Raw genomic sequence first — 24,459 nt, forward strand, 5'->3', positions numbered from 1 at the left:
GCCTTCTTGTACACTCCTCGCACTAGCCCCCACCTGCAAAAATTTTTGGTGAAAGCATGATCGAGGTAACCGAGGTTTCCATTGCCGAGCTGCGCGACGCGCTCGAGTCGGGCCGCACCACAGCGGTCGAGCTGGTCAAGGCCTACCAGGCGCGTATCGACGCCTACGATGGCGCCAATACGCCGACCGCGCTCAACGCTGTGGTGGTACGCAACCCAGACGCACTCAAGGAGGCCGAAGCCTCCGATGCCCGCCGCGCCAATGGCCAGCCGCTGAGCCCGCTGGACGGCATCCCCTACACCGCCAAGGACAGCTACCTGGTCAAAGGCCTCACCGCCGCCTCCGGCAGCCCGGCCTTCAAGGACCTGGTAGCCCAGCGCGACGCCTTCACCATCGAGCGCCTGCGGGCCGCCGGTGCCGTGTGCCTGGGCAAGACCAACATGCCGCCCATGGCCAACGGGGGCATGCAGCGGGGGGTGTATGGTCGGGCCGAGAGCCCGTACAATGCCAACTACCTGACCGCCCCCTTCGCCTCGGGCTCGTCCAACGGTGCCGGTACTGCCACCGCCGCCAGCTTCAGCGCCTTCGGCCTGGCCGAAGAAACCTGGTCGAGCGGCCGCGGCCCTGCGTCCAACAACGGCCTGTGCGCCTATACCCCTTCGCGCGGGGTGATTTCGGTACGTGGCAACTGGCCACTGACGCCGACCATGGACGTGGTGGTGCCGTATGCCCGTACCATGGCCGACCTGCTGGAAATCCTCGAGGTCGTGGTGGCCGATGACGCCGACAAGCGCGGCGACCTGTGGCGCCTGCAGCCGTGGGTTGCGATCCCGGCCGCTTCTTCCGTGCGCCCGGCCTCGTACCTGGACCTGGCAGTGGATGCCAGCGCTCTCAAGGGCAAGCGCTTCGGCGTGCCGCGCATGTACATCAATGCCGACCCCGAAGCCGGCACCTCCGAGAAGCCAGGTATCGGCGGCCCAACCGGCCAGCGCATCAACACCCGCGACAGCGTCATCGAGCTGTGGCAACAGGCCCGCCAATCCTTGGAAGCGGCAGGCGCCGAAGTGCTCGAAGTGGACTTCCCGCTGGTCTCCAACTGCGAAGGCGATCGCCCTGGCGCCCCAACCGTGTACAACCGCGGCATCGTCAGCAAAGCGTTCCTGCATGACGAATTATGGGAACTGTCGGGCTGGGCCTTCGATGACTTCCTGCGCGCCAACGACGACCCCAAGCTCAACCGCCTGGCCGATGTCGAAGGGCTGAAGATCTTCCCCCACGACCCAGGCACCCTGCCCAACCGTGAGGACGACCTGGCCGCCGGCATGGACGAATACGTCAACATGGCCAAGCGCGGCCTGAAGACCTGGGACCAGATCGAGACCTTGCCCGATGGCCTGCGCGGGCTGGAAAAAACCCGCAAGCTGGACCTGGAAGACTGGATGGACGAGCTGGGCCTGGACGCGGTGCTGTTCCCGACCGTGGCCGACGTGGGGCCGGCAGATGCCGACGTCAACCCGGCTTCGGCGGACATTGCCTGGAGCAACGGCATCTGGGTGGCCAACGGCAACCTTGCTATCCGCCATCTGGGTGTACCGACAGTGACCGTGCCGATGGGCGTGATGGCCGATATCGGCATGCCAGTGGGGCTGACCTTCGCTGGCCGTGCCTATAGCGACAACAACCTGCTGAGCTTTGGCGCGGCGTTCGAGGCAACCGGCTCGCGCCGTATGATCCCGCCGCGTACGCCAGCACTGGGCGCGTAAATTCGCACCTGCATCGCCAATTTCAACTTTGTGTGTAAAAATGCACAAACCGTTGAAATTGGTGATGCTTTCATGCCGCTTTCCCCGCCCGAAGAACGCCAGCTAACCCTCACCATCCTCAAGGCCGCCATCCAGGCCCTGGGCAGTGTTGCCGCCCGCAACATGGAAATCCTCCTGCACGACCTCGACCACCCGGAGCACTCCGTCGTGGCGATCGTCAACGGCCACCTTTCCGGCCGCGTCGTCGGCAGCCCAATTCTCGCCGCACCCGAACAGGATCAAGGCTTCAAGGCACTGATGCAAGCCAGCGCCGAACGGCACGGCTGCGACCCTGTGGTGCTGCCCGACTATCCCACCACGCTCAAGGGCCGCACCCTGCGCAGCGCCACGGCCATCTTCCGCGACAGCAGCGGCCACCCCTTTGCCAGCCTGTGCATCAACACCGATGTCACTGGCCTCGACACCGCCTTGAGCTTCTTGCAGCAGTTGCAGCCAGTGGGCGCTTCGCCTGCATCGACCACCCCCCAGGAACCTGCAGACATGGAACTGTTGATGAGCGAGATCATCCAGAACTCGCTGTTGCGCAGTGGCCAGGGCCGGATGAACAAGCAAGCCAAGGTCGAGGCCGTGCGGGTGATGCAGGAGCGCGGCCTGTTCATCGTCAAGGGCGGCGTGGAAAAGGCCGCCAACGCCCTCGGCGTGACCCGTTACACCGTTTACAACTACCTGGAGCAACTGCGCGGCGAGAGCCCTTCGGTTGCCCGTGAAGACTGACCTGTGGAGCACGCCATGACCTTGCATATCCAGACCCCCCTGATCGAATCCCGCCCCCTGTCGCTGGCCGCTGGCCGTACGGTCTGGCTCAAGCTGGACGCCCTGCAGCCTTGCGGCTCGTTCAAGCTGCGCGGCGTGGGCCATGCCTGCGAAGTTCACCATGCCCGGGGCGCACGCCATTTCGTCTCGTCGTCCGGCGGTAACGCCGGGCTGGCGGTGGCCTATGCCGGCCGCAAACTGGGGGTGCCGGTGACGGTGGTGGTACCCGAGACCACCACCGAGCGCGCCAAGGAACTGCTGCGCCTGGAAGACGCCAACGTGGTGGTGCACGGCAGCTCCTGGCAGGAGGCCAACGAACTGGCGCAGACCTTGCTCGGCACCGGCGATGCCTTTATTCACCCCTTCGACGACCCCCTGCTGTGGGCCGGGCATGCCAGCCTGATCGACGAAGTGGCCGCCAGCAGGGTCAAGCCCGATGCGGTGGTGTTATCGGTCGGTGGCGGCGGCTTGCTCAGTGGCGTGGTCGAGGGCCTCAAGCGCAACGGCTGGGATGATGTGCCGGTGCTAGCGGTGGAAACCACGGGCGCTGCCTCGCTGCATGCAGCTGTACAGGCAGGCCACCCGGTTGAACTCGAGCGCCTCGCATCGGTGGCGACGTCCCTGGGCGCCAAGCGCGTAGCCGACCAGGCATTGGAATGCGTGCGTAGCCACCCGGTGCACAGCCACCTGGTGAGCGACCGTGCGGCACTTGAAGCCTGTGAACGCTTCTTGCTCGACCACCGGGTACTGGTAGAGCCCGCTTGTGGCGCTGCGCTGGCACTGGCTTATGAGGCCGATACCCTGGCCCGCTACAGCAACGTACTGGTGGTGGTCTGTGGCGGTGCGACCGCAACGCTGGAGCAGATCCACACCTGGTTACAACAGGCCGATTAAGCCCTGCCTGTCCCCCTGGCCGTGACCGTTTTGTACGGGCAATGATTACGACGGTCACATGAGCCTGATCTACTGAGCCTGCCGCAACCGGAAAAAACCCCGCGCAACGTCTGCAACAGTGACGAAATGCATGTCTCACCCTTTCGGTCTGCGGCAAGTGAAGGCACAATGCGTGTCCTTTTTTTGGCCGGCCTTGCCGGGGGCCTTTAAATGATCAAGACGCCGTACTACCTCATCGATAAAACCAAGCTGCTGAGCAACATGGAGAAGATCGCCTACGTGCGTGAACACTCCGGTGCCAAGGCGCTGCTCGCCCTCAAATGTTTTGCCACCTGGTCGGTGTTCGACCTGATGCAGCAATACATGGACGGCACCACCTCTTCGTCGCTTTTCGAACTCAAGCTCGGCCGCCAGAAGTTTGCCGGCGAGACCCACGCCTACAGCGTGGCCTGGGCCGACGACGAGGTCGAGGAAATGCTCGAAAACTGCGACAAGATCATCTTCAACTCGATCGGCCAGCTGCAGCGCTTTGCCGAACAGTCCGAAGGCAAGGTCCGTGGCCTGCGCGTCAACCCGCAAGTCAGCAGCTCCGACTACCTGCTGGCCGACCCGGCCCGCCCGTTCAGCCGCCTCGGTGAGTGGGACCCGGAGAAGATCGAGAAGGTCATCGAGCAAATCTCCGGCTTCATGTTCCACAACAACTGTGAGAACGGTGACTTCGGCCTGTTCGACAAGATGCTCAGCCACATCGAAGAGCGCTTCGGCCACCTGTTGCACAAGGTGCAGTGGGTCAGCCTCGGTGGCGGCATCCACTTCACCGGTGAAGACTATGCGGTCGATGCGTTCTGCGCGCGCCTCAAAGCCTTCTCGGAAAAATACGGCGTGCAGGTTTACCTGGAGCCGGGCGAAGCCGCCATCACCAACAGCGCCTCGCTGGAAGTGACCGTGCTCGACACCCTGTACAACGGCAAGCACCTGGCCGTGGTCGACAGCTCGATCGAAGCGCACCTGCTCGACCTGCTGATCTACCGCCTCAACGCCAAGATGGCCCCCAACGATGGCGAGCACACCTACATGGTCTGCGGTAAATCGTGCCTGGCCGGTGACATCTTCGGCGAGTACCAATTCGATCGTCCATTGGCCATCGGCGATCGCCTGTCGTTCATCGACACGGCGGGTTACACCATGGTCAAGAAAAACTGGTTCAACGGTCTGAAAATGCCCTCCATCGCGGTCAAGCAGCTCGACGGTAGCGTCGAAGTGGTGCGCGAGTTCGGTTTTGAAGACTACGTTTCCAGCCTGTCGTAAGACCGGCATTCAGTAAGGAGCAAGGGATAAATTGAAGAAGAACGTTCTTATCATTGGTGCAGGAGGTGTCGCCAAGGTGGTGGCCCACAAGTGCGCGCAGCATAACGACGAACTCGGTCGTATTGCTATTGCGTCACGGAACATCTCCAAATGCCAGGCCATCATCGACAGCGTCAAGGCCAAGGGTAGCCTCAAGGTACCCGCCGACATCCAGGCCTTCTCGCTCAACGCCCTCGATGTCGAGGCGACCAAGGCACTGATCCGCGAGACCGAATCGCAGATCGTGATCAACGTGGGCTCTGCCTTCCTCAACATGTCGGTGCTGCGTGCCTGCATCGATACCGGTGTCGCCTACCTGGACACCGCGATTCACGAAGAACCAGGCAAGATCTGCGAAACACCGCCCTGGTACGGCAACTACGAGTGGAAACACCTCGAAGAGTGCCAAGAAAAGAACATTACCGCCATTCTCGGCGTCGGTTTCGACCCGGGTGTGGTGAACAGCTACGCAAAACTTGCGCAGCAGCAATACTTCGACCGCATTGATTCGATCGACATCCTCGACGTCAATGCTGGTTCGCATGGCAAATACTTCGCCACCAACTTCGACCCGGAAATCAACTTCCGCGAGTTCACCGGGCAAGTGTGGAGCTGGCAGAACAGCCAGTGGACCAGCAACACCATGTTCGAGGTCAAGCGTACCGACGACCTGCCGGTCGTAGGTTCGCAAAACTTGTACCTGACCGGCCACGATGAAGTGCATTCGATTTCGAAGAACCTCAACGTGCCGAACGTGCGCTTCTGGATGAGCTTCGGCGAGCACTACATCAATGTGTTCACCGTGCTGAAAAACCTGGGCCTGCTCTCCGAGCAACCGGTCAAGACTGCCGAAGGCCTGGAAGTGGTCCCGCTGAAAGTGGTCAAGGCCGTACTGCCTGACCCGGCCTCCCTGGCCCCGGGCTACACCGGCAAGACCTGCATCGGTGACCTGGTCAAGGGCACCAAGGACGGCCAGCCACGCGAAGTGTTCATCTACAACGTGGCGGATCACGAAGAAGCCTTCGCCGAGACCGACAGCCAGGGTATTTCCTACACCGCCGGTGTACCGCCAGTGGCTGCCGCCCTGCTGGTCGCCCGTGGCGAATGGGATGCCAAGCGCATGGTCAACGTCGAAGAACTGCCAGCCGAGCCGTTCCTCAAGGCGCTGGACGTGATGGGCCTGCCGACCCGCGTCAAAGATGAGAAAGGCGATCGTCCGTGGGACGCTGAAGCCTAAGCAACACCAGGAAAGGCGCCAACAGGCGCCCTTCTTTTTATCCTGCATTCGCCACTGCCCATGGCTCGACCCCTGCCGCTTGCTCGCGTAGGCTTGCCGTTTTCCTTCCGTCGCAAGGCAAACGTTCCCATGGCAAATACAGACATCACCTACACCCCCGACCCGGATGCCGATTCCATTTCGTCCGACGTCGCCGAGTACAACGGCGTATTGGTCACCACCCAGATCCCGACCCACGCCGATGGCAGTCTTGAGCTGGGCGATATCGTTGCGCAAAGCGAATGCACCCTGCAGGCGCTGAAAGTGGCCCTGGAGAAAGCAGGCAGCGGCATGGACCGCGTGCTACACCTGACCATCTACCTCACCGACATGGCCGACCGCGCTGCGTTCAACGAGGTGTACCAGCGCTTCTTCAGCAACCCGTGGCCGGTACGCGCCGCCGTTGGTGTGGCGTCGCTGGCGTTCGACGGCATGCGCGTGGAAGTGACCGCGATGGCGGCCAAGCGCTGATCCTTTTGTGAACGGCCTTGCCGGGGCGCCGGCCAGGCCGCTCACACACAGGTTGCGCAAGCAGGGTATGCAGCGCAGGGATGCCACCAACCCGTTTCACCGCTACAATGCCCACCTAAACCGTGACCGCCCGAAAATATAACGACATGTCCCTTCCAAAGAATCACCTGGAACTGCTCAGCCCTGCCCGTGACGTGGCCATCGCTCGCGAAGCGATCCTGCACGGCGCTGACGCCATCTATATCGGCGGCCCGAGCTTCGGCGCGCGCCATAACGCCTGCAACGAAGTCAGCGAAATTGCCGAACTGGTCGAGTTTGCCCGTCGCTACCATGCACGCGTGTTCACCACCATCAACACCATCCTCCACGACAACGAGCTGGAGCCCGCGCGCAAGCTGATCCATCAGCTTTACGACGCCGGCGTCGATGCCCTGATCGTGCAGGACCTGGGGGTGATGGAGCTGGATATCCCGCCGATCGAGCTGCACGCCAGCACCCAGACCGACATCCGCACCCTGGAACGGGCCAAGTTCCTCGACCAGGCGGGTTTCTCGCAGTTGGTACTGGCCCGCGAACTGAACCTGCAGCAGATTCGCGCCATTGCCGCCGAAACCGATGCGGCCATCGAATTCTTCATCCATGGCGCGCTGTGCGTGGCCTTCTCCGGCCAGTGCAACATCTCCCACGCCCAGACCGGCCGCAGCGCCAACCGTGGCGACTGTTCGCAAGCCTGCCGCCTGCCCTACACCCTCAAGGATGACCAGGGCCGCGTGGTTGCCTTCGAAAAACACCTGCTATCGATGAAGGACAACAACCAGACCGCCAACCTGCGCGACCTGGTCGACGCCGGCGTGCGCTCGTTCAAGATCGAAGGCCGCTACAAGGACATGGGCTATGTGAAGAACATCACTGCCCACTACCGCAAAGAGCTCGACGCCATCCTCGAAGACCGCCCGGCCCTGGCCCGTGCCTCGAGCGGCCGCACCGAACACTTCTTCGTCCCAGACCCGGACAAGACTTTCCACCGCGGCAGCACCGACTACTTCGTCAGCGACCGCAAGATCGACATCGGCGCCTTCGACTCGCCGACCTTCACCGGCTTGCCGGTGGGTGTGGTGGAAAAGGTCAACAAGCGCGACATGCTGGTCATCGCCGATGTGCCGCTGACCAACGGCGACGGCCTCAACGTGCTGGTCAAGCGTGAGGTGGTGGGTTTTCGCGCCAACATCGCCGAACCCCGCGGCGAAATCGAGGAAGACGGCCAGAAGCGCTACCGCTACCGCGTCGAACCCAACGAGATGCCCGACGGCCTGTACAAGCTGCGGCCGAACCACCCGCTGTCGCGAAACCTCGACCACAACTGGCAGCAAGCCTTGCAGCGCACCTCGGCCGAGCGCCGGGTGGGCGTCGAGTGGCACGCAGTACTGCGTGAGCAGCGCCTGATGCTGACCGTCAGCAGTGAAGAAGGCGTCAGCGTGCAAGTCGCCCTGGACGGCCCGTTCGGCGCGGCCAACAAGCCGCAACAGGCACTGGAGCAGTTGCACGACCTGCTGGGCCAATTGGGCACAACCCAGTACCACGCCAACGCCATCGAGCTGGATGCACCGCAGGCGTACTTCATCCCCAACTCGCAGCTCAAGGCCCTGCGCCGTGAAGCCATCGAGGCGCTGACCGCTGCGCGGGTCAAGGCGCACCCGCGTGGCGGGCGCAAGGCCGAGACCACGCCACCACCGGTGTACCCGGAGTCGCACCTGTCGTTCCTGGCCAACGTGTACAACCAGAAGGCCCGCGACTTCTACCACCGTCACGGCGTGCAACTGATCGACGCGGCCTACGAGGCCCATGAAGAGCACGGCGAAGTGCCGGTGATGATCACCAAGCACTGCCTGCGCTTCTCGTTCAACCTGTGCCCCAAGCAAGCCAAGGGCGTGACCGGCGTGCGCACCAAGGTCGCGCCGATGCAACTGATTCAGGGTGACGAAGTACTGACCCTGAAGTTCGACTGCAAGCCGTGCGAGATGCACGTGGTCGGCAAGATGAAGAGCCACATCATCGACCTGCCGACCCCCGGCAGCGCGGTGGCCCAGGTAGTGGGGCATATCAGCCCGGAAGACCTGCTCAAGACCATCCACCGCGCCCCGCACTGATCGATCGGGGTATCAGGAAACTGTGGGGGCGGGTTTACCCCCCCCCCACAAGGTCGGCAGCTACGCACAGCCTAAGGCCTGTTGTCAGCGGATCTGGTGCTTGTGCAACAGCCGATAGAACGTCGGGCGTGAGACCCCCAGCACCTTCGCCGCGATGCTCAAATTGTCGCTGTGTCGGTTAAGCACATCACACAAAGCCTGGCGCTCCGCCCGGTGCTTGTACTCCTCCAGCGTCCCCAGCGGCTGCTGTTCCTGCTCGATCTGCAAGCCCAGGTCCGGCGCTTCAATCTGCCGCCCTTCAGCCAACACCAACCCGCGTCGCACCCGGTTGGCCAGTTCGCGCACATTGCCGGGCCAATCATGCCGGCCCATGGCTGCCAAGGCATGGTCACTGAACGAGCGCGGCCTGCGCCCAGTTTCAAGGCTGTAGAAATGCGCAAAATGGCTGGCCAGCATCGACAGGTCGCCATGCCTGTCACGTAGCGGCGCGGTCACCACCTGCAACACATTGAGCCGGTAATACAGGTCCTCGCGAAAGCGCCCCTGTTCGATGGCCTTTTCCAGGTCCACGTGAGTGGCCGCAAGCACCCGTACATCCACCGGGATCGGCTGGCTGCCTCCGACCCGTTCGATGTGCTTCTCCTGCAGAAACCGCAGCAGGTTGGCCTGCAGCTCCAAGGGCAAGTCACCGACCTCGTCCAGAAACAGGGTGCCGCCATGGGCCGCTTCGATTCGCCCGGCCTTGCGCTGATGGGCGCCGGTAAACGCGCCCTTTTCGTGCCCGAACAACTCGGACTGGATCAGGTGTTCGGGTATCGCCCCGCAGTTGATGGCAATAAACGGCTGATCGCGCCGCTGTGACTGGCGATGCAGGGTGCGCGCCACCAGTTCCTTGCCTGTGCCGCTCTCACCGCGGATCAGTACCGGCGATTCGGTGGGCGCCAGCTTGCCCAGCAATTTGCGCAGTTCGCGAATAGGGCGGCTTTCACCCAACAGCTCATGCGTCGCCTCGTCCACCCGCGCCGTGCCCTTGCCGCGCAGGCGTGCCATGCCAAAGGCACGCCCGAGGGTGACCTGCACGCGGGAAACATCGAACGGCAAGGTATGGAAGTCGAAAAACCATTCGCAGACAAAATCACCCACGTTCTGCATGCGCAACTGCTCGGCGCTGAGCACGGCAATCCACTCGGTATTGCTGCGCTTGATCATGTCCTTCACGGCGTCGGGGTGGCGCAGGTGCGATGCCTGCAGGCGCAGCAGGCCAACATCGCAGGTGTGCTCCAGCGCGGCGCCGAGGATACAACTGTCCACATCCCAGCCGGCACTGCGCAGGCCCGGCAGCAATTGGTGGCAGTCGTCGCAGGGGTCGACGATGAGCAAACGGCGTTGGGAAGCGGGTTGCTGCATGACCGTTCCTTGGCGCCAGAGTTTGGTTTTGTGAAGTAAAACAGCAAGTTGTGGCGCCCAGTTAACAGTAGCAACGAACTTGACGGTGCCCAGTACCGTCTGTCTGCCGAATCATTTTTTTACAATCCATGACGGGAATTTTCGCACTTTATCGACATCACATGGCGGCGTAAGCGTGAACAGATTTGACCCTGAAAAAAAATTTTACATCCAATGTGTGACTTACCCCCGGACAACGAGCATCAGTACACATAACCCCGCGCTGCACTTCGCGATTATTGAGGCGACTTTGAAGCAACGCGGACTTTACTTCGATGTTTGGGACCATAGAGAGACCGAACCATGAATGCCCCGCTCCGTGTCAACGAAGCACTGCTGATTGCCGACCACGCCTTCGAACCTTTCCAGTGCGTAGCCTGGGATGCACCCAACGGTACTGGTGAGCTGAGCCTGGCAGTGATCGACCGGACCAGCACCCGCATCGGCAGCAAGCAAGTGTCCTCGCGCATTTATTCCGACCCTGCGCAATGGGCCAGCCTGATCGAGGAAGTGCGCGCCGAGCTGTGCGAAAAAGGTTACGACCTGCAACCTTGGTCGATGCCAAAGTAATACCGATTAGCCCGCCAAGTGCGTGCCCTGTCACGCACTTGCGCAACTTTCCAGTTGCGGCTCTCGCAACTTTTGTTATTGCGACATAGTGTCGCAACCTCCCCCGCCGCCGTAACTCAATCCACAACCTTGAACTGTTCCAGGTGCTGATAATCCGCCTGCAGTTGTTCGGCCAACTGTTGAGCGCGCCCCAGGCGAACGGGCGCCAGTTCCATGTCGACCAATAGCGTGGCACACGGCATGGGCTGCACGGCATCCCAGCGCTGCAGCCGTCCGTCGGTGAACACCAAGCAGCGCACAGCCTCATTGGGGTGGGTTTGCTGCCGCGCCTGCAGCCACTGCCGTGCCTGCTCCAGCGCAGCGATCAACGGCGTACCACCGCCCGCCCCCAGCGCTTGCAACCAGGGCTGCAGAGCTGCCGAGGCCTTCAGGCCGTGACGCTGCCACTGCGGTGTCCGCCCACTGGCGGTCAGCAAGGCCAGCCGGGCGCGCTGCCGGTATGCCTGGTCGAACAACGCCGCCAGCAAGCCTTTGGTCTGCGCCAGTGCCTGATGGCGGCGGGTTGACGCAGATGCGTCGACGATTACCAGCCACAGTTCGTTAGCCTGGCCCTGGCGCTGTTGCCAGCACAGGTCGTCACGCAGCCGGGGCCGCCCCTTGAGCAAGGTCGGCAACCACGCCACCCGGCCCGCCGCGGCACTGCGCACACGGCCACGGCTGGCGCCTGCCAGCTTGCCCACGCGTGGTCTGGCATCCGCCCCTTGAGCCTGCCGTGGGCGGATGCTCAGGGCTTTTTTGCCCAGTTCGGCACCTCGCGACGCGCGCCACTCACTACCGGTTGAGGTGGCAGCGCACCCCAATCACCCTGCCCGCCTTGATTGTCTGCACCCTGCTGGCCTGCCTCGGGCGGCGTCGAAGGCGGCTGTTGTTGCTGCGGCGTCACCCGGCGGCGATGGCGCAGGGCGAACTCGGCCACCGCGTCCACATCGGCTTCTTCTATGGCCGCGCCCCCGCGCCAGGCGCAATGCGCCCGTGCAGCGCGCAGCCAGACCAGGTCAGCACGCAGGCCATCGACCCCGGCGGCATAACAGCGCTCGGTGATCCAGGCCAGGGCCTGATCGTCCAAGGCAATCAAGGCAAGGGCGTGGCGCGCTTGCTGGCAACGCTCACGCAGTTGCGCCTGGGCGGCCGCCCATTGCGCGCAAAAGGCCTGCGGGTCGCTGTCGAACGCCAGGCGGCGACGGATGATCTGCTGGCGCGCGTGCGGCTCGGGCAAACCTTCTAGTGCCACATTCAAGCCAAAACGGTCGAGCAACTGCGGGCGCAACTCGCCTTCTTCCGGGTTCATGGTGCCAATCAGCACAAAGCGGGCGCTATGCCGGTGCGAGATGCCGTCGCGCTCGATGCGGTTGGTGCCGCTGGCTGCCACGTCGAGCAACAGGTCGACCAAGGTATCGGGCAGCAAGTTGACCTCGTCCACGTACAGCACACCGCCATCGGCCTGGGCCAACACGCCCGGCGAAAACTGTGCCTTGCCCTGCCCCAGTGCAGCGTCCAGGTCGAGGGTGCCGACCAAGCGCTCTTCGCTGGCGCCCAATGGCAGCGTGACGAACGGGCCTTCGCCGAGCAGGTCGGCAAGGCCGCGGGCCAAGGTGCTTTTGGCCATGCCGCGCGGGCCTTCGATCAGCACGCCTCCGATTTTCGGGTCGATGGCGGTCAGGCACAGGGCCAGTTTCAGCTCATCGGCACCGACCACTGCAGCCAGCGGAAATTGTACGGGTTCACTCATTTCAAGCCTGTTCCTCGCCGTCGAGCAACTGCTCCTCAAGGGCTTCGCGGTAGTCGCCAGGCGCCTCCCAGAGGCCGCGTTGCTGGGCCTCCAACAAACGCTCGGTAAGGTCGCGCAGGGCCTCGGGGTTGTGCTCGCGCATAAAGTCGCGGGTCGCCGGGTCGAGCACGTAGGCATCGGCCAGGGACTGATAATGATGGTCGTCGATTAGGTGCGTGGTAGCGTCGAAGGCGAACAGGTTGTCGACTGTCGCCGCCATCTCGAAGGCGCCTTTGTAACCATGGCGCTTCACCCCGTCGATCCACTTCGGGTTGAGCGCACGGGCCCGGATGACCCGGTTCAGCTCTTCCTTGAGGGTGCGGATACGCGGCCGGTCGACCTGGCTGTGGTCGCCGTGATAACTGGCTACCGACGCGCCAGACAAGGTTTCAGAGGCGGCCAGCATGCCACCTTGGAACTGGTAGTAATCGTTGGAATCGAGCACGTCGTGCTCGTGGTTGTCCTGGTTCTGCAACACCGCCTGGACCTGGCCCAGGCGGTGCGCAAACTGGGCGCGGGCCGGGGTGCCCTCGTCGCTTGCGCCGTAAGCGTAGCCGCCGTGGTTGAGGTAGACCTCGGCCAGGTCGTCGCGGCTGTGCCACAAACGGCCATCGATGGCGTTCTGCACGCCAGCGCCATAAGCACCGGGCTTGGCCCCGAACACTCGCCAGCCAGCCTGGCGGGCCGCCTGCTCGGCGTCGACGCCCTGTGCCTGCAGCGTTTCGCGCTCGTTGCGCACCCGTGCTGCCAGCGGGTTGAGGTCATCGGGCTCATCCAGCGCCGCCACGGCCTGAACGGCGGCATCGAACAAGCGAATCAGGTTGCCGAAGGCATCGCGGAAAAACCCCGAGACGCGCAAGGTCACATCCACCCGCGGGCGATCAAGCACGCCCAGCGGCAGGATTTCGAAATCGTCGACCCGCTGGCTGCCGGTGGCCCAGACCGGGCGCACACCCATCAGGGCCATGGCCTGGGCGATGTCGTCACCGCCGGTGCGCATGGTCGCTGTGCCCCATACCGACAGGCCCAGTTGGCGCAGGTGGTCGCCGTGGTCCTGCAAGTGGCGTTCGAGAATCAGGTTCGCCGACGCGAAACCCAGGCGCCAGGCCGTGGTGGTGGGCAGGTTACGCACATCCACGGTATAGAAGTTGCGACCGGTGGGCAGCACGTCCAGGCGCCCGCGGCTTGGTGCGCCACTGGGGCCCGCCGGGACGAAGCGGCCAGCCAGGGCCGCCAGCAGGCCGTCGATTTCTGCCGCACCACAGGCATCCAGGCTCGGCGCCACCGTTGCACACAGCGCTTGCACCACTTCGTGCACAGGTTGCCATTCGCTCACCGCAGGCAGTGCCGAAGCTCCGTCCAGTGCCTGTTCGATCACCTGCAGGGCCAGCAGTTCAAGGCGCTCACGGGTATCACCGCAGGTGCGCCATGGCGCGTCGCTCACTGCCTGCAAAAACGCTGGGCACACGCCCTGCCAAGGCTGCCCGAGGTCACAATCGAGTGGGTCGAAGCCGGGCACCAGGGCCTTGGCCAGTGTGCGCAACAGGCTGGCATTGCCACCCCGGCCGTCGCCGCGCTCCACGCGCAGCAACGCCAGCAAGGTGTCCAGGCGCAGCCTACCTTCGGGAGACTGGCCAAACACATGCAAGCCATCGCGGATCTGCGATTCCTTGAGGTCGCACAGGTAGGTGTCCAGGCGCGGCAGCCATACGGCGGCATCGTCCAGCTGGCCTTCCAGTTGCAGTTCGCGATCGATGTGGTTGGCCTTGACCAGTTCCAGGATGTCGCGCTGCAGCTCGCGGGCACGCCGCGGGTCGAGCAGCTGCGCTTCATAGAATTCGTCGGCCAGTTGCTCCAGGTGACGCAGCGGGCCGTAGGTTTCGGCGCGGGTCAACGGCGGCATCAGGTGATCGATGATGACCGCTTGGGTGCGACGCTTGGCCTGGGCGCCCTCCCCCGGGTCGTTGACGATGAACGGGTAGATGTTCGGCAACGGGCCGAGCAGCGCGTCTGGCCAGCATTGCGCCGACAGGCCGACCCCCTTGCCGGGCAGCCACTCCAGATTGCCGTGCTTGCCAACGTGAATCACCGCATCGGCAGCAAAGGCATGGCGCAGCCAGAAATGAAACGCCAGGTACCCGTGTGGCGGCACCAGGTCGGGGTCGTGGTACACCGCACTTTGATCAACCTGGTAGCCGCGTGCCGGCTGGATACCGACGAAGGTCTGGCCGAAGCGCAGGCCTGCCACCATCAGCCGCCCACTGCGGTACATGGGGTCGTGTTCCGGCGCCCCCCAACGCTCCAGCACCGCTTGGCGATTGGCCTCCGGCAGGCGGGAAAACGCTGCCTGATAGTCATCCAGGCTCAGGCTCTGCGCGCAGGGGCGCTGGTCCAGATGGTCGAGGTCGTTGGTCACGCCGCCCAGCAACTGGTGGATCAATTGGGTGCCCGTGCCCGGCAGGTCGGCCAGCGGATACCCTTCGCCCTGCAGCGCCTTGAGGATGTTCAACGCAGCCGCCGGCGTGTCCAGCCCCACACCGTTGCCAATTCGGCCGTCGCGGGTCGGGTAATTGGCCAGCACCAGGGCCACGCGCTTCTGGTCATTGGGCAAGCGGGCCAGCGCTACCCAGCGCCGGGCCAGCTCAGCGACGAAGTCCATGCGCTCGGGATGGGCGCGGTAGCAGACCACGTCGGACTGGCTGCGCTCGCTGCGCCAGGCCATGTCCTTGAAGCTGACCGGGCGCGTGATGATGCGCCCGTCCAGCTCCGGCAAGGCAATGTGCATGGCCAGGTCGCGCGCGCCCAGGCCTTGCTCGCTGGTTTCCCAGGCGGGTTGGTTGTCTTGCGCGCAAATAGCCTGCAGTACCGGGATATCGCGGCGGAACGGGCGCAGGTTGGGGCGCTCGGGGCTGGACAAGGCAAAACCCGTGGTATTGATCAACACCTCGGCACCGACCTCGTCCAGCCAGGCCTCGACCTGTTCCAGGCAGGCGCTTTCCTTGAGGCTGGCGACGGCGATCGGCAAAGGGTTGACCCCGGCCGCCAGCAAGCGATTGCAGAATACGTCGATAAAAGCAGTATTGGCCGCCTGCAGGTGAGAGCGATAGAACAGCAGCGGTGCCACCGGGTGATCGGGGCGCCACTGCGCATACCAGTCTTCAAGCGCTGCACTGCCCTTGGCCGGGTGGTACACCGAGGTGCGCGGCAAGGGCTGCGGCTCGTCCCAGCGATAATCGCGGCCCAACAACTGGTTGGCCAGGCAGTTGAAGAGGTTGATGGCATTGGCCTTGCCGCCCTGGCGCAGGTAGTGCCAGAGGCGCTCGGCCTGCTCGCCGGTCACCGTGCCCAGGCCCGTCAGCTCCGGGTCCGGGCGGTCGTCGCCCGGCACCAGGATCAGCTGCACGCCTTGGGCCGCCAGCGCGACCAGTTGCTCGACGCCATAGCGCCAGTAGCCAACGCCACCGTGCAGCGACACCAGAATGACCTTGGCATGGCGCAGTACCTGGTCGACATACAAGTCGACCGAGGCATGGTTCTGCACCTGCATCGGGTTGGCCAGGCGCAAACTGGGGAAGTCGTCAGGCAATTGCTCGGCCGTGTCGGCGAGCAATGCCAGGTGTGAATCACCGCTGCAGAGGATCACCAGGTCGGCGGGGCTCTGGCCGAGGTCGGCGATGCTGTCATCCGGCACGAAGCCGCCGGGCTGGGTCCGCAGCAGGTGCATGGGTCAGGCGCCCAGTGCTTGGCGCAGACGCGCTTCGAGTTGCGCAGCGTCAAGCGCTTGGCCGATCAGTACCAAGCGCGTGATACGCGGCTCGTCGGCGCGCCAGGCGCGGTCGAAGTGCTTGTCGAAGCGGGTACCCACGCCCTGCACCAGCAGGCGCATTGGCTTGCCCGGGATGGCGGCGAAGCCTTTGGCGCGGAGGATGCCGAACTCGACCACCAGTTGGGTCAGGGCATCGAGCAACAGGCTTTCGTCAGCCTCGGGCAGGGCGATGGAGATCGAATCGAAGGCGTCGTGGTCATGATCGTCGTGGTCGTCGCCATCGTGGTGCGAATCATGGTGGGTACGGCGGCCGTCGATGTGCGCCTCGGACTCGGCGCCCACCCCCAGCAGCACTTCCAGCGGCAGGCGACCGCTGCTGGCCTCGACCACCTTGACGGCGGGCGGCAGCTCTTCGGCGACTTCGGCGCGGACCTTGGCCAAGCCTTCGGCGTCGATCAGGTCGGCCTTGTTCAGCACCACCAGGTCGGCGCTGGCCAACTGGTCGGCGAACAGTTCGTGCAACGGCGACTCGTGGTCCAGGTTAGGGTCGAGTTTGCGCTGTGCATCCACCTGGTCCGGGTAGGCGGCAAAGGTACCGGCAGCCACGGCCGGGCTGTCGACCACGGTGATCACCGCGTCGACGGTGCAGGCGTTGCGGATTTCCGGCCACTGGAAGGCCTGTACCAACGGCTTGGGCAAGGCCAGCCCACTGGTTTCGATGAGGATGTGGTCGAGGTCGCCACGGCGCGCGACCAGTTCGCGCATTACCGGGAAGAATTCTTCCTGTACGGTGCAGCACAGGCAGCCATTGGCCAGTTCGTAAACGCGGCCGCTGGCTTCTTCTTCGGTGCAGCCGATGCTGCACTGCTTGAGGATTTCGCCATCGATGCCCAGTTCGCCGAATTCGTTGACGATCACCGCGATACGGCGGCCCTGGGCGTTGTCGAGCATGTGCCGCAGCAAGGTGGTCTTGCCTGAGCCGAGGAAGCCGGTAACGATGGTGACGGGGAGTTTGGCCAGTGTTTTCATGTCGCGGTGCCCTTGGCAGATGGCGCGGGCATGCAGGACGACAGCCACGGGCCAGGTCGGCCGGGCTTGTTCGCCACCGGATCACCCCGCCCGGTTGAAAGTCGAAAGCGCTTCGAGGCAGGTCTCCTGGCTCGCACCATGCCCGCCGCTCGGTAAAGAGCAAGGCTGGCCGGATGACGCCTTCCCGCGCGGTTTGCGCAGTGGCTGTGTCGATCCTTTGTCGGTGCTTACAGTTGCGGGGGCAGCCGCGGCATGTACCGCGTTCCCGTCTTAGCTTCGGCCTGGCCGAAGAACCTCGAACTGGCAAGGCTACGCAGTGGCCGGCAGGTGGTCAACCATTGCCGTCGGCCCGGCAGCCAGAGACGCGCAGGCGACCGCCTAACTGCGCTACAGTGGCACCTTTGCCAACGGTCAAGGACGCCTTATGCCGCTCGCCCCCGCCATTCCGGTACTGCGTATTTTTTCGGTCGACAAGGCCAAAGAGTTCTACCTCGATTTTCTCGGTTTCAGCCTCGACTGGGAGCACCGCTTCAGCCCGGACCTGCCCCTGTACGCGCAAATTCATCGCGACGGGCTGATCCTGCACCTGACCGAGCACCATGGAGACGCTACCCCTGGTTCAACCGTATTTGCCCGCATCGACGACCTGCGCGCCCTCGAAGGCGAACTGCAGGCCAAACGCTACGGCTACGCCCGCCCTGAGGCCGAACGCCTGGACTGGGGCCTGCAGATGCAGGTGTACGACCCATTCGGCAACCGCTTGCGTTTTTGCCAGCAAATTGATGATGAGGCTGCCCAATGAAGGCTATGGGTAAGCGCGAGGTGGCACGTGTGGAGCGTGAACTGGTAGTTTGCCTGACGGAGGCCTGCGATACGGCCAAGGCAGAAATCGTCGGGTTCACCTGGCTCACCCACCGCCTCGACCCCGACAACTTTCCCGCAAGCTTGCGCATCACCTGGGTTTTCCAGCGCGAGGCAGACAAAGCTGCAGCGCTGGCTGGGGTGGCCAAGGCGCGCATGCTGGCGCTGACCTGTCAGGCGCTCGATGAAGTAGGGATACGCTTGGATCATCCAGCCTGGCATGTGCGTTTTGACAGTGAAGAGGCCTGTAGCCGCAGCCACAACGGTGACTGGAACAAGCGCCTGCAAGTGCACTGAGGCCTATCGGCGGAAGGCGCTTTACCTGCCTTCACCGGTTCGATACGATCCGTATTCCACTCCTGCGAGGTGTTCGTCCAATGCGCCATTGATGCCGCCGTCTTTTCGACGGCCAGCCTTCAGCCTCCGGCTTGCTCCGGAGATGTCGCGGCATTGAGTGGAGTTGTGCATGACGAATACGTCGATCCTGACGCTGGATAGCGTCTCCTTGGCTTTGCCCGATGGCAGGCTGCTGTTTTCCAATCTCAACGAATCGTTCGATCAGCGCCGTACGGGGCTGGTCGGGCGCAATGGCGTGGGTAAAAGCCTGCTTGGACAGTTACTGGCTGGTCAGCGCGAACCCACAAGCGGGCGCTGCCTTCGCCAGGGTCGCATTCACCACCTGCATCAACAGGTCATCCAGCAAAGCACCACGGTAGCTGACCTTGCCCAGGCAGGCACGGTGATCGCGGCGTTGAAGCGTATTGAACAAGGCAGCGTCGACCCCGTCGATTACGACACAGTGGGTGAGCGCTGGGATATTCGCGAGCAACTCCAGGTGCACCTTGACCGACAGGGCCTCGGCCAACTCGACTGGCGCCAACCTGCCCGCAGCCTCAGCGGTGGCCAGGCCATGCGCGTGGCCTTGATCGGTGCCTGGCTCAGCGACGCCGACTATTTGATCCTCGACGAACCGAGCAATCATCTGGACGCCGAAGCCCGCGCACAGTTGCTCAGCATGATCCAGGCCTGGGACCGCGGCTTGCTGGTTATCAGCCACGACCGCAGCCTGCTTCAGCACATGGCGCGTATCGTCGAGCTGTCCAGCCTCGGCTTGCAGGCATTTGGAGGCAATTTCAACCTTTATGTCACGCAAAAAACCAAGCAGACGGAAGTGGCCCAGCAGCAACTTGCGCGGCTCAAACTGGAGCGTCAACGTCACGCCCACCAGTTACAGCGCCAGCGCGAAGACCTTGAGCGCCACCAGGCGCGTGCCGGGCGGCAGGCCAAGCATGCAAACCAGGCGAAAATTCTGCTGGATCGCCAGCATGAGCGCAGCCAGGCCACGGCTGGCAAACAACGACGCGACCATCGCGATGCCTTGCAGGCCCTACAGGGCCAAGTCCGTGATGCAGCCCGCGAGGTTGAACAGAGCAGCACCATCATCCTGCACACACCGACGCCTCAACGCCACCCAGGGAGGGAAGTACTGGCCGTGCATCAGCTACGCCTGCCGCACGGCAACCGCAAGCCCTTGTGCCTGCGGCTGTGTCTGGGCCAGCGTGTAGGCCTGGTCGGCGCCAACGGCACTGGCAAGTCCACCCTGCTGCAAGTGCTCAACGGAACGCTAGCCGTGCCATCCGACACCGTCCGCGTGACCGGCGAAGTGGCTTTACTCGACCAGCACTGCAGCGTGCTACCGGGGCAAACCACCGTGCTCGACCACTTGCGACAGGCCAACCCAACGCTGGCACTGAGTGATTTGCGTTGTCGGCTGGCGCAACTGGGCCTCGATGCGGGGCGCATCGAGCTGCCCAGCGCCCTGCTCAGTGGCGGTGAACGGCTGAAGGCCTCACTGGCCGCTGTGCTGTACCGCGAGCGACCGCTAGACATGCTGTTGCTGGATGAGCCCAGCAACCACCTGGACCTTCCATCACTGGAGGCGTTGGAATGCATGCTTCGGGGATTTCGGGGGGCGCTGGTGGTGGTTTCCCATGATGCGGTACTGCTCGAACGGCTCGCGCTGGATGATTACTGGCAGCTTTAAAGCCAGCAACCCCGCATCAGCGGCCAGCAATTCGTGACTGGCCGTTCCCGATCCGCGACGGATGTATTATCGTGGCGTGGTGCGCATATAACAGCAGCCTGAGCAATCGGGCATCTGCAAGACAATCGAGGGTGTCATGAGTAACGAGAGCATTAATTGGGACAAGCTGGGCTTCGACTACATCAAGACCGACAAGCGCTACCTGTCCGTATGGCGCAATGGCGAGTGGGACAAGGGCACCCTGACCGAAGACAACGTACTGCACATCAGTGAAGGCTCCACTGCCCTGCACTACGGCCAGCAGTGCTTCGAAGGCCTCAAGGCCTACCGCTGCAAGGACGGCTCGATCAACCTGTTCCGCCCAGACCAGAACGCCGCGCGCATGCAGCGCAGCTGCGCCCGCCTGCTGATGCCGCACGTGCCAACCGATGTGTTCATCGAGGCCTGCAAGCAAGTGGTCAAGGCCAACGAGCGCTTCGTGCCGCCACATGGCAAAGGCGCCCTGTACCTGCGCCCGTTCGTCATCGGCACCGGTGACAACATCGGCGTGCGTACCGCACCCGAGTTCATCTTCTCGGTCTTCGCCATCCCGGTGGGTTCGTACTTCAAGGGCGGCATGAAGCCGCACAACTTCCAGATTTCCAGCTTCGACCGCGCCGCCCCGCAAGGCACCGGCGCAGCCAAGGTCGGTGGCAACTATGCCGCCAGCCTGCAGCCAGGCGCTGAAGCCAAGAAGGCCAACTTCGCCGATGCCATCTACCTCGATCCGCTGACTCACACCAAGATCGAGGAAGTCGGTTCGGCCAACTTCTTCGGCATCACCGCCAACAACGAGTTCATCACGCCGAAATCGGCCTCCGTGCTGCCAGGCATCACCCGCCTGTCGCTGATGGAACTGGCGTCCTCGCGCCTGGGCCTGAAAGTGATCGAAGGCGATGTCGAGATCAACAACCTCGACCGCTTCATCGAAGCCGGCGCTTGCGGTACCGCCGCGGTGATCACCCCGATCGGTGGCATCGAGTACAACGGCAAGCTGCACGTGTTCCACGACCTGGAAAAAGTCGGCCCGGTCACCCAGAAGCTCTACAACGAGCTGACCGGCATCCAGAGCGGTGATGTCGAAGCACCGGCAGGCTGGATCGTCAAGGTCGCCTGAGGCGCTGCGACAGCCTGAAAACGGGGCATGCCAAGCAATGGCATGCCCTTTTTTTTGGCCGCTTGGTCGACCGTGCATTCCCAGATGAATTTTTCTTAAATCGCCGTTTGTCTATTCTTTGGCACAATCAAGCCTCTATTCGCCGCCCAGGAACCAGCATGCCACGCGTACTGACCATCGAAGACGACGCCGTCACCGGCCAGGAAATCGTCGCCGAACTCTCCAGCCACGGCCTGGACGTGGATTGGGCCGACAATGGCCGGGAAGGCCTGGCCAAGGCGATTGCCGGTGGCTACGACCTGATTACCCTGGACCGCATGCTGCCCGAAGTCGATGGCCTGACCATCGTCACCACCCTGCGCAGCCTGAAGATCGCCACGCCGATCCTGATGATCAGCGCCCTGTCTGACGTCGACGAACGGGTGCGCGGCCTGCGTGCCGGGGGTGACGACTACCTGACCAAGCCCTTTGCCTCGGACGAGATGGCCGCCCGGGTCGAGGTACTACTGCGTCGCAACAGCGTGCCCATGACCCAGACCCGCCTGCAGGTCGCCGACTTGCAACTGGACCTGATCAGCCACGAAGCGCGGCGCGGCGAGCACACGCTCAACCTGCTGCCCACCGAATATAAGCTGCTGGAATACCTGATGCGCCACAGTGGCCAGGTCATCACCCGGATGATGATTTTCGAGGAAGTCTGGGGTTATCACTTCGACCCCGGCACCAACCTGATCGATGTCCACATTGGCCGCCTGCGCAAGAAGATCGACTCTCCCGGCCAATCGCCGCTGATCCGTACCGTACGGGGCTCGGGCTATGCCATTGCTGAACCCGTCTAAGGGCTGGAGCTCCTCGACCAGCCGCCTGCTGGCGCTGTACAGCTTTCTGTTCGTGGCCTGGAGCAGCATCCTCATGGGGGTGCTGTACTTCGAGGTGTCCAGCTACCTGAACAAACTCACCCGCCATTCCATGCTGCAGCGCCAGCACCTGTTCGCACACATGAGCGGCAAGCAACTGGACGACGCGCTGATTGCCAGCCAGGCCTTCGAAGAGCGCAGCTTTGACGCCTACGGCCTGTTCGATGCCCAACTCAACCCGCTTGGCGGGCGTATTCGCACCCTGCCCTCCGAGCTTGGCCTGGACGGCAAGGTCCATGAGCTCAAACGCTGCCTGGACGCCGACGACCCGCACATGCCACGCGACAGCTGCGATGCCGTGGCGATCAAGGTGCAGGATGGCCGCTGGCTGGTGCTGGTGCGGGACAACGGCTCGTTGTTCGTGGTCACCCGGATCATCCTGCATGCCCTGCTTTGGGGCATCTCCCTGACCCTGATCCCAGGCTTTGCCGGCTGGTACCTGCTGCGGCGCAGACCGCTCAAGCGCATCCGCGCCATTCAGGCCCAGGCCGAACTGATCGTGGCGGGCGACCTCACCCACCGCCTGCCGCTGTCGGCCCGGCGCGACGAGCTGGACATGCTGGCCGCCATCGTCAATGCCATGCTCGACCGCATCGAGCGGTTGATGCATGAGGTCAAGGGTGTGTGCGACAACATCGCCCATGACCTGCGCACGCCACTGACCCGCCTGCGCGCCCAGCTGTACCGTATTCGCCAGCAGAGTGACAGCGATTCGGCGCAGGCCGAGGCACTCGACCAGGCGATAGGTGAAACCGACACACTGATGGCACGCTTTCGCGGCTTGTTGCGTATCAGCGAACTGGAAGACCGTCAGCGCCGTGCCGGCTTCGTTCAGCTCGACCCACATGGGCTGCTGGTGGAACTCCACGACTTCTACCTGCCATTGGCCGAAGATGGCGCTATTCGGCTTGAATTGGACCAGCCCGAACAGTTACCGACGCTGCACGGTGACCGCGAACTGTTGTTCGAGGCGCTGGCCAACCTGGTGGGCAACGGCATCAAGTTCACGCCAGCGGGCGGCTGCGTGCGGGTTTCGGCGACGCAGGATGAACGGGGCCTGCATATCGCCATCGAGGACACTGGGCCGGGCATTCCTGAAGAAGAGCGCACCGCTGTGCTGAAGCGCTTCTATCGCAGCGAGGAAGGCCACCGTCACCCGGGCTTCGGGCTGGGTTTGTCGATCGTGGCGGCGATCGTAGACCTGCATGGGTTCGGATTGGAAATCGGCTCCAGCGAACTGGGCGGGGCCAAGCTGGTGCTGCATTGCCCATTGGCGGGATCGGCGAAGTAGCGGCTGGGAGCAGCACCGAGCAAACGCTTGAACACCGTCGCGAAAGCGCTTGGACTGCTGTACCCAAGCGCTGTCGCAACACGCGTAACCGGCTCACCACTGCCCAGCCGTACCACGGCTGCCAGCAAGCATGCCTGCTGTCGCCATTCGTTAAAACTGATCCCGGTGTGCAGGCGAAACTGGCGGGTGAATGTGCGCCGGCTCATGCTGGCGCGCTCCGCCATCCCGTCGATGCCTGTTTGCAACGAGGGCTCCGCCAGAAACGCCCTGCACGCCCGTGCAAGGCGTGGCTCCTCGGGCATAGGGGCATTGAGTGACACACCCGGCATGCCGGCGATCTCATGAAGCAGCAGCCCCATCAAACACGCATCACGCCCCTGCGCGGGATACTGGGCGGGCACTTCAATAGCCTTCTCAAGCAGCTCGCGCACCAGGGGCGAAACTGCAAAAACCTGACAGTGCTCAGGAAGGCCGACCCGCTGGGCTGACTGCGGGCGAATATAGGCGTTGAGCATGGTGACGGGGCCGCGCATGTGCATAGCGTGCGCAAGCTCGGCAGGCACCCAGATGGCCCGCAATGGCGGCACTGCCCAGGTGCCCGAACCAGTTGCAACCGTGATCACGCCACAGGCGGCGTAGGCAAACTGGCCCCGCCTGTGGCTGTGCATCGGGAACAGTTCGCCATCGGCAAAAGCCCTCCTCGTCACCACCACATCGCAAGCGGTGTCTTCGTATAGCGTGTCATCTGCATGCGTCATGGCCTGATTTTAATGGTATTTGACCTTGAATTGAAAGCGGGCCAAACCAGACCGCGGCATATTGGCTAAGGCGTCAAGGCCC

19 protein-coding genes, 1 pseudogene and 1 riboswitch are annotated in these 24,459 nt (G+C 63.4%); of the genes and pseudogenes, 14 read left to right on the top strand and 6 right to left on the bottom strand.

The window, feature by feature from the left end; genetic code table 11:
- Window positions 1-56 precede the first annotated feature (56 nt).
- The 7 genes from LOY26_RS14005 (at window position 57) to LOY26_RS14035 (ending at window position 8,711) form a co-directional block, all read left to right on the top strand.
- Complete coding sequence (locus LOY26_RS14005) at window positions 57-1,763, top strand: amidase (RefSeq protein WP_186655675.1); 1,707 nt, start codon at window positions 57-59, stop codon at window positions 1,761-1,763.
- Between the two features lie 72 nt (window positions 1,764-1,835).
- Window positions 1,836-2,537 carry a transcriptional regulator gene (locus LOY26_RS14010; protein ID WP_186665043.1) on the top strand — a complete coding sequence of 234 codons (702 nt, stop codon included), beginning with the start codon at window positions 1,836-1,838 and terminating at the stop codon, window positions 2,535-2,537.
- 15 nt (window positions 2,538-2,552) lie between these two features.
- Window positions 2,553-3,470 (top strand): pyridoxal-phosphate dependent enzyme, encoded by a 918-nt coding sequence (locus LOY26_RS14015; RefSeq protein WP_033698246.1) that lies wholly within the window; start codon window positions 2,553-2,555, stop codon window positions 3,468-3,470.
- A gap of 210 nt (window positions 3,471-3,680) precedes the next feature.
- Window positions 3,681-4,778 (top strand): carboxynorspermidine decarboxylase, encoded by a 1,098-nt coding sequence (nspC, locus tag LOY26_RS14020; protein ID WP_033698248.1) that lies wholly within the window; start codon window positions 3,681-3,683, stop codon window positions 4,776-4,778.
- Between the two features lie 31 nt (window positions 4,779-4,809).
- Window positions 4,810-6,054, top strand: coding sequence for a saccharopine dehydrogenase family protein (locus LOY26_RS14025; protein ID WP_258713666.1), 1,245 nt, complete (start codon window positions 4,810-4,812; stop codon window positions 6,052-6,054).
- 129 nt (window positions 6,055-6,183) lie between these two features.
- Window positions 6,184-6,564 (top strand): RidA family protein, encoded by a 381-nt coding sequence (locus tag LOY26_RS14030; RefSeq protein WP_033698252.1) that lies wholly within the window; start codon window positions 6,184-6,186, stop codon window positions 6,562-6,564.
- Between the two features lie 146 nt (window positions 6,565-6,710).
- Entirely contained in the window at window positions 6,711-8,711 is a 2,001-nt protein-coding gene (locus tag LOY26_RS14035) for a U32 family peptidase (protein WP_258713667.1), read from the top strand.
- 84 nt (window positions 8,712-8,795) lie between these two features.
- On the opposite strand, the gene LOY26_RS14040 is transcribed toward LOY26_RS14035, so the two are convergent.
- Window positions 8,796-10,118 (bottom strand): sigma-54 dependent transcriptional regulator, encoded by a 1,323-nt coding sequence (locus tag LOY26_RS14040; RefSeq protein WP_033698255.1) that lies wholly within the window; start codon window positions 10,116-10,118, stop codon window positions 8,796-8,798.
- A gap of 342 nt (window positions 10,119-10,460) precedes the next feature.
- Between LOY26_RS14040 and LOY26_RS14045 the strand changes: the two genes are divergently transcribed.
- Window positions 10,461-10,727: a hypothetical protein gene (locus LOY26_RS14045; RefSeq protein WP_013972506.1), complete on the top strand. Its 267-nt coding sequence runs from the start codon at window positions 10,461-10,463 to the stop codon at window positions 10,725-10,727.
- Between the two features lie 116 nt (window positions 10,728-10,843).
- Here the strand turns inward: LOY26_RS14045 and LOY26_RS14050 are convergent, their stop codons facing one another.
- The 4 genes from LOY26_RS14050 to cobW all read right to left on the bottom strand — a co-directional run bounded on the left by LOY26_RS14050 (window position 10,844) and on the right by cobW (window position 17,350).
- Window positions 10,844-11,434: a VWA domain-containing protein gene (locus LOY26_RS14050; protein WP_186656114.1), complete on the bottom strand. Its 591-nt coding sequence runs from the start codon at window positions 11,432-11,434 to the stop codon at window positions 10,844-10,846.
- A 77-nt stretch (window positions 11,435-11,511) separates the two neighbouring features.
- Window positions 11,512-12,516: an ATP-binding protein gene (locus LOY26_RS14055; protein ID WP_033698257.1), complete on the bottom strand. Its 1,005-nt coding sequence runs from the start codon at window positions 12,514-12,516 to the stop codon at window positions 11,512-11,514.
- Between the two features lies 1 nt (window position 12,517).
- Window positions 12,518-16,279 (bottom strand): cobaltochelatase subunit CobN, encoded by a 3,762-nt coding sequence (cobN, locus tag LOY26_RS14060; RefSeq protein WP_186665049.1) that lies wholly within the window; start codon window positions 16,277-16,279, stop codon window positions 12,518-12,520.
- A gap of 3 nt (window positions 16,280-16,282) precedes the next feature.
- Complete coding sequence (cobW, locus tag LOY26_RS14065) at window positions 16,283-17,350, bottom strand: cobalamin biosynthesis protein CobW (RefSeq protein ID WP_258714908.1); 1,068 nt, start codon at window positions 17,348-17,350, stop codon at window positions 16,283-16,285.
- Window positions 17,351-17,448: 98 nt separating this feature from the next.
- Window positions 17,449-17,663, bottom strand: a riboswitch (cobalamin riboswitch).
- 111 nt (window positions 17,664-17,774) lie between these two features.
- Here cobW and LOY26_RS14070 point away from each other — a divergent pair.
- From LOY26_RS14070 to LOY26_RS14095, 6 genes are all read left to right on the top strand, one after another.
- Window positions 17,775-18,152 carry a glyoxalase superfamily protein gene (locus LOY26_RS14070; RefSeq protein ID WP_033698262.1) on the top strand — a complete coding sequence of 126 codons (378 nt, stop codon included), beginning with the start codon at window positions 17,775-17,777 and terminating at the stop codon, window positions 18,150-18,152.
- Window positions 18,149-18,508: a hypothetical protein gene (locus LOY26_RS14075; protein WP_186665051.1), complete on the top strand. Its 360-nt coding sequence runs from the start codon at window positions 18,149-18,151 to the stop codon at window positions 18,506-18,508. The genes LOY26_RS14070 and LOY26_RS14075 overlap by 4 nt, the downstream gene beginning before the upstream one ends.
- A gap of 169 nt (window positions 18,509-18,677) precedes the next feature.
- Window positions 18,678-20,255 carry an ATP-binding cassette domain-containing protein gene (locus LOY26_RS14080; protein ID WP_258713668.1) on the top strand — a complete coding sequence of 526 codons (1,578 nt, stop codon included), beginning with the start codon at window positions 18,678-18,680 and terminating at the stop codon, window positions 20,253-20,255.
- Window positions 20,256-20,391: 136 nt separating this feature from the next.
- Entirely contained in the window at window positions 20,392-21,411 is a 1,020-nt protein-coding gene (locus LOY26_RS14085; protein WP_047583041.1) for a branched-chain amino acid aminotransferase, read from the top strand.
- A gap of 158 nt (window positions 21,412-21,569) precedes the next feature.
- Window positions 21,570-22,250 carry a response regulator transcription factor gene (locus LOY26_RS14090; protein ID WP_033698266.1) on the top strand — a complete coding sequence of 227 codons (681 nt, stop codon included), beginning with the start codon at window positions 21,570-21,572 and terminating at the stop codon, window positions 22,248-22,250.
- Window positions 22,228-23,619 (top strand): HAMP domain-containing sensor histidine kinase, encoded by a 1,392-nt coding sequence (locus tag LOY26_RS14095; protein WP_186655707.1) that lies wholly within the window; start codon window positions 22,228-22,230, stop codon window positions 23,617-23,619. The genes LOY26_RS14090 and LOY26_RS14095 overlap by 23 nt, the downstream gene beginning before the upstream one ends.
- On the opposite strand, the pseudogene LOY26_RS14100 reads toward LOY26_RS14095, so the two are convergent.
- Window positions 23,610-24,377 (bottom strand): annotated as a pseudogene (locus LOY26_RS14100) (AraC family transcriptional regulator); the annotation flags it as partial. The gene LOY26_RS14095 and the pseudogene LOY26_RS14100 sit on opposite strands and share 10 nt — an antisense overlap.
- Between the last annotated feature and the right edge of the window lie 82 nt (window positions 24,378-24,459).

Origin of the sequence: Pseudomonas sp. B21-047, from assembly GCF_024748775.1 — a bacterium.
GTDB classification, from domain to species: Bacteria; Pseudomonadota; Gammaproteobacteria; order Pseudomonadales; family Pseudomonadaceae; genus Aquipseudomonas; species Aquipseudomonas capeferrum.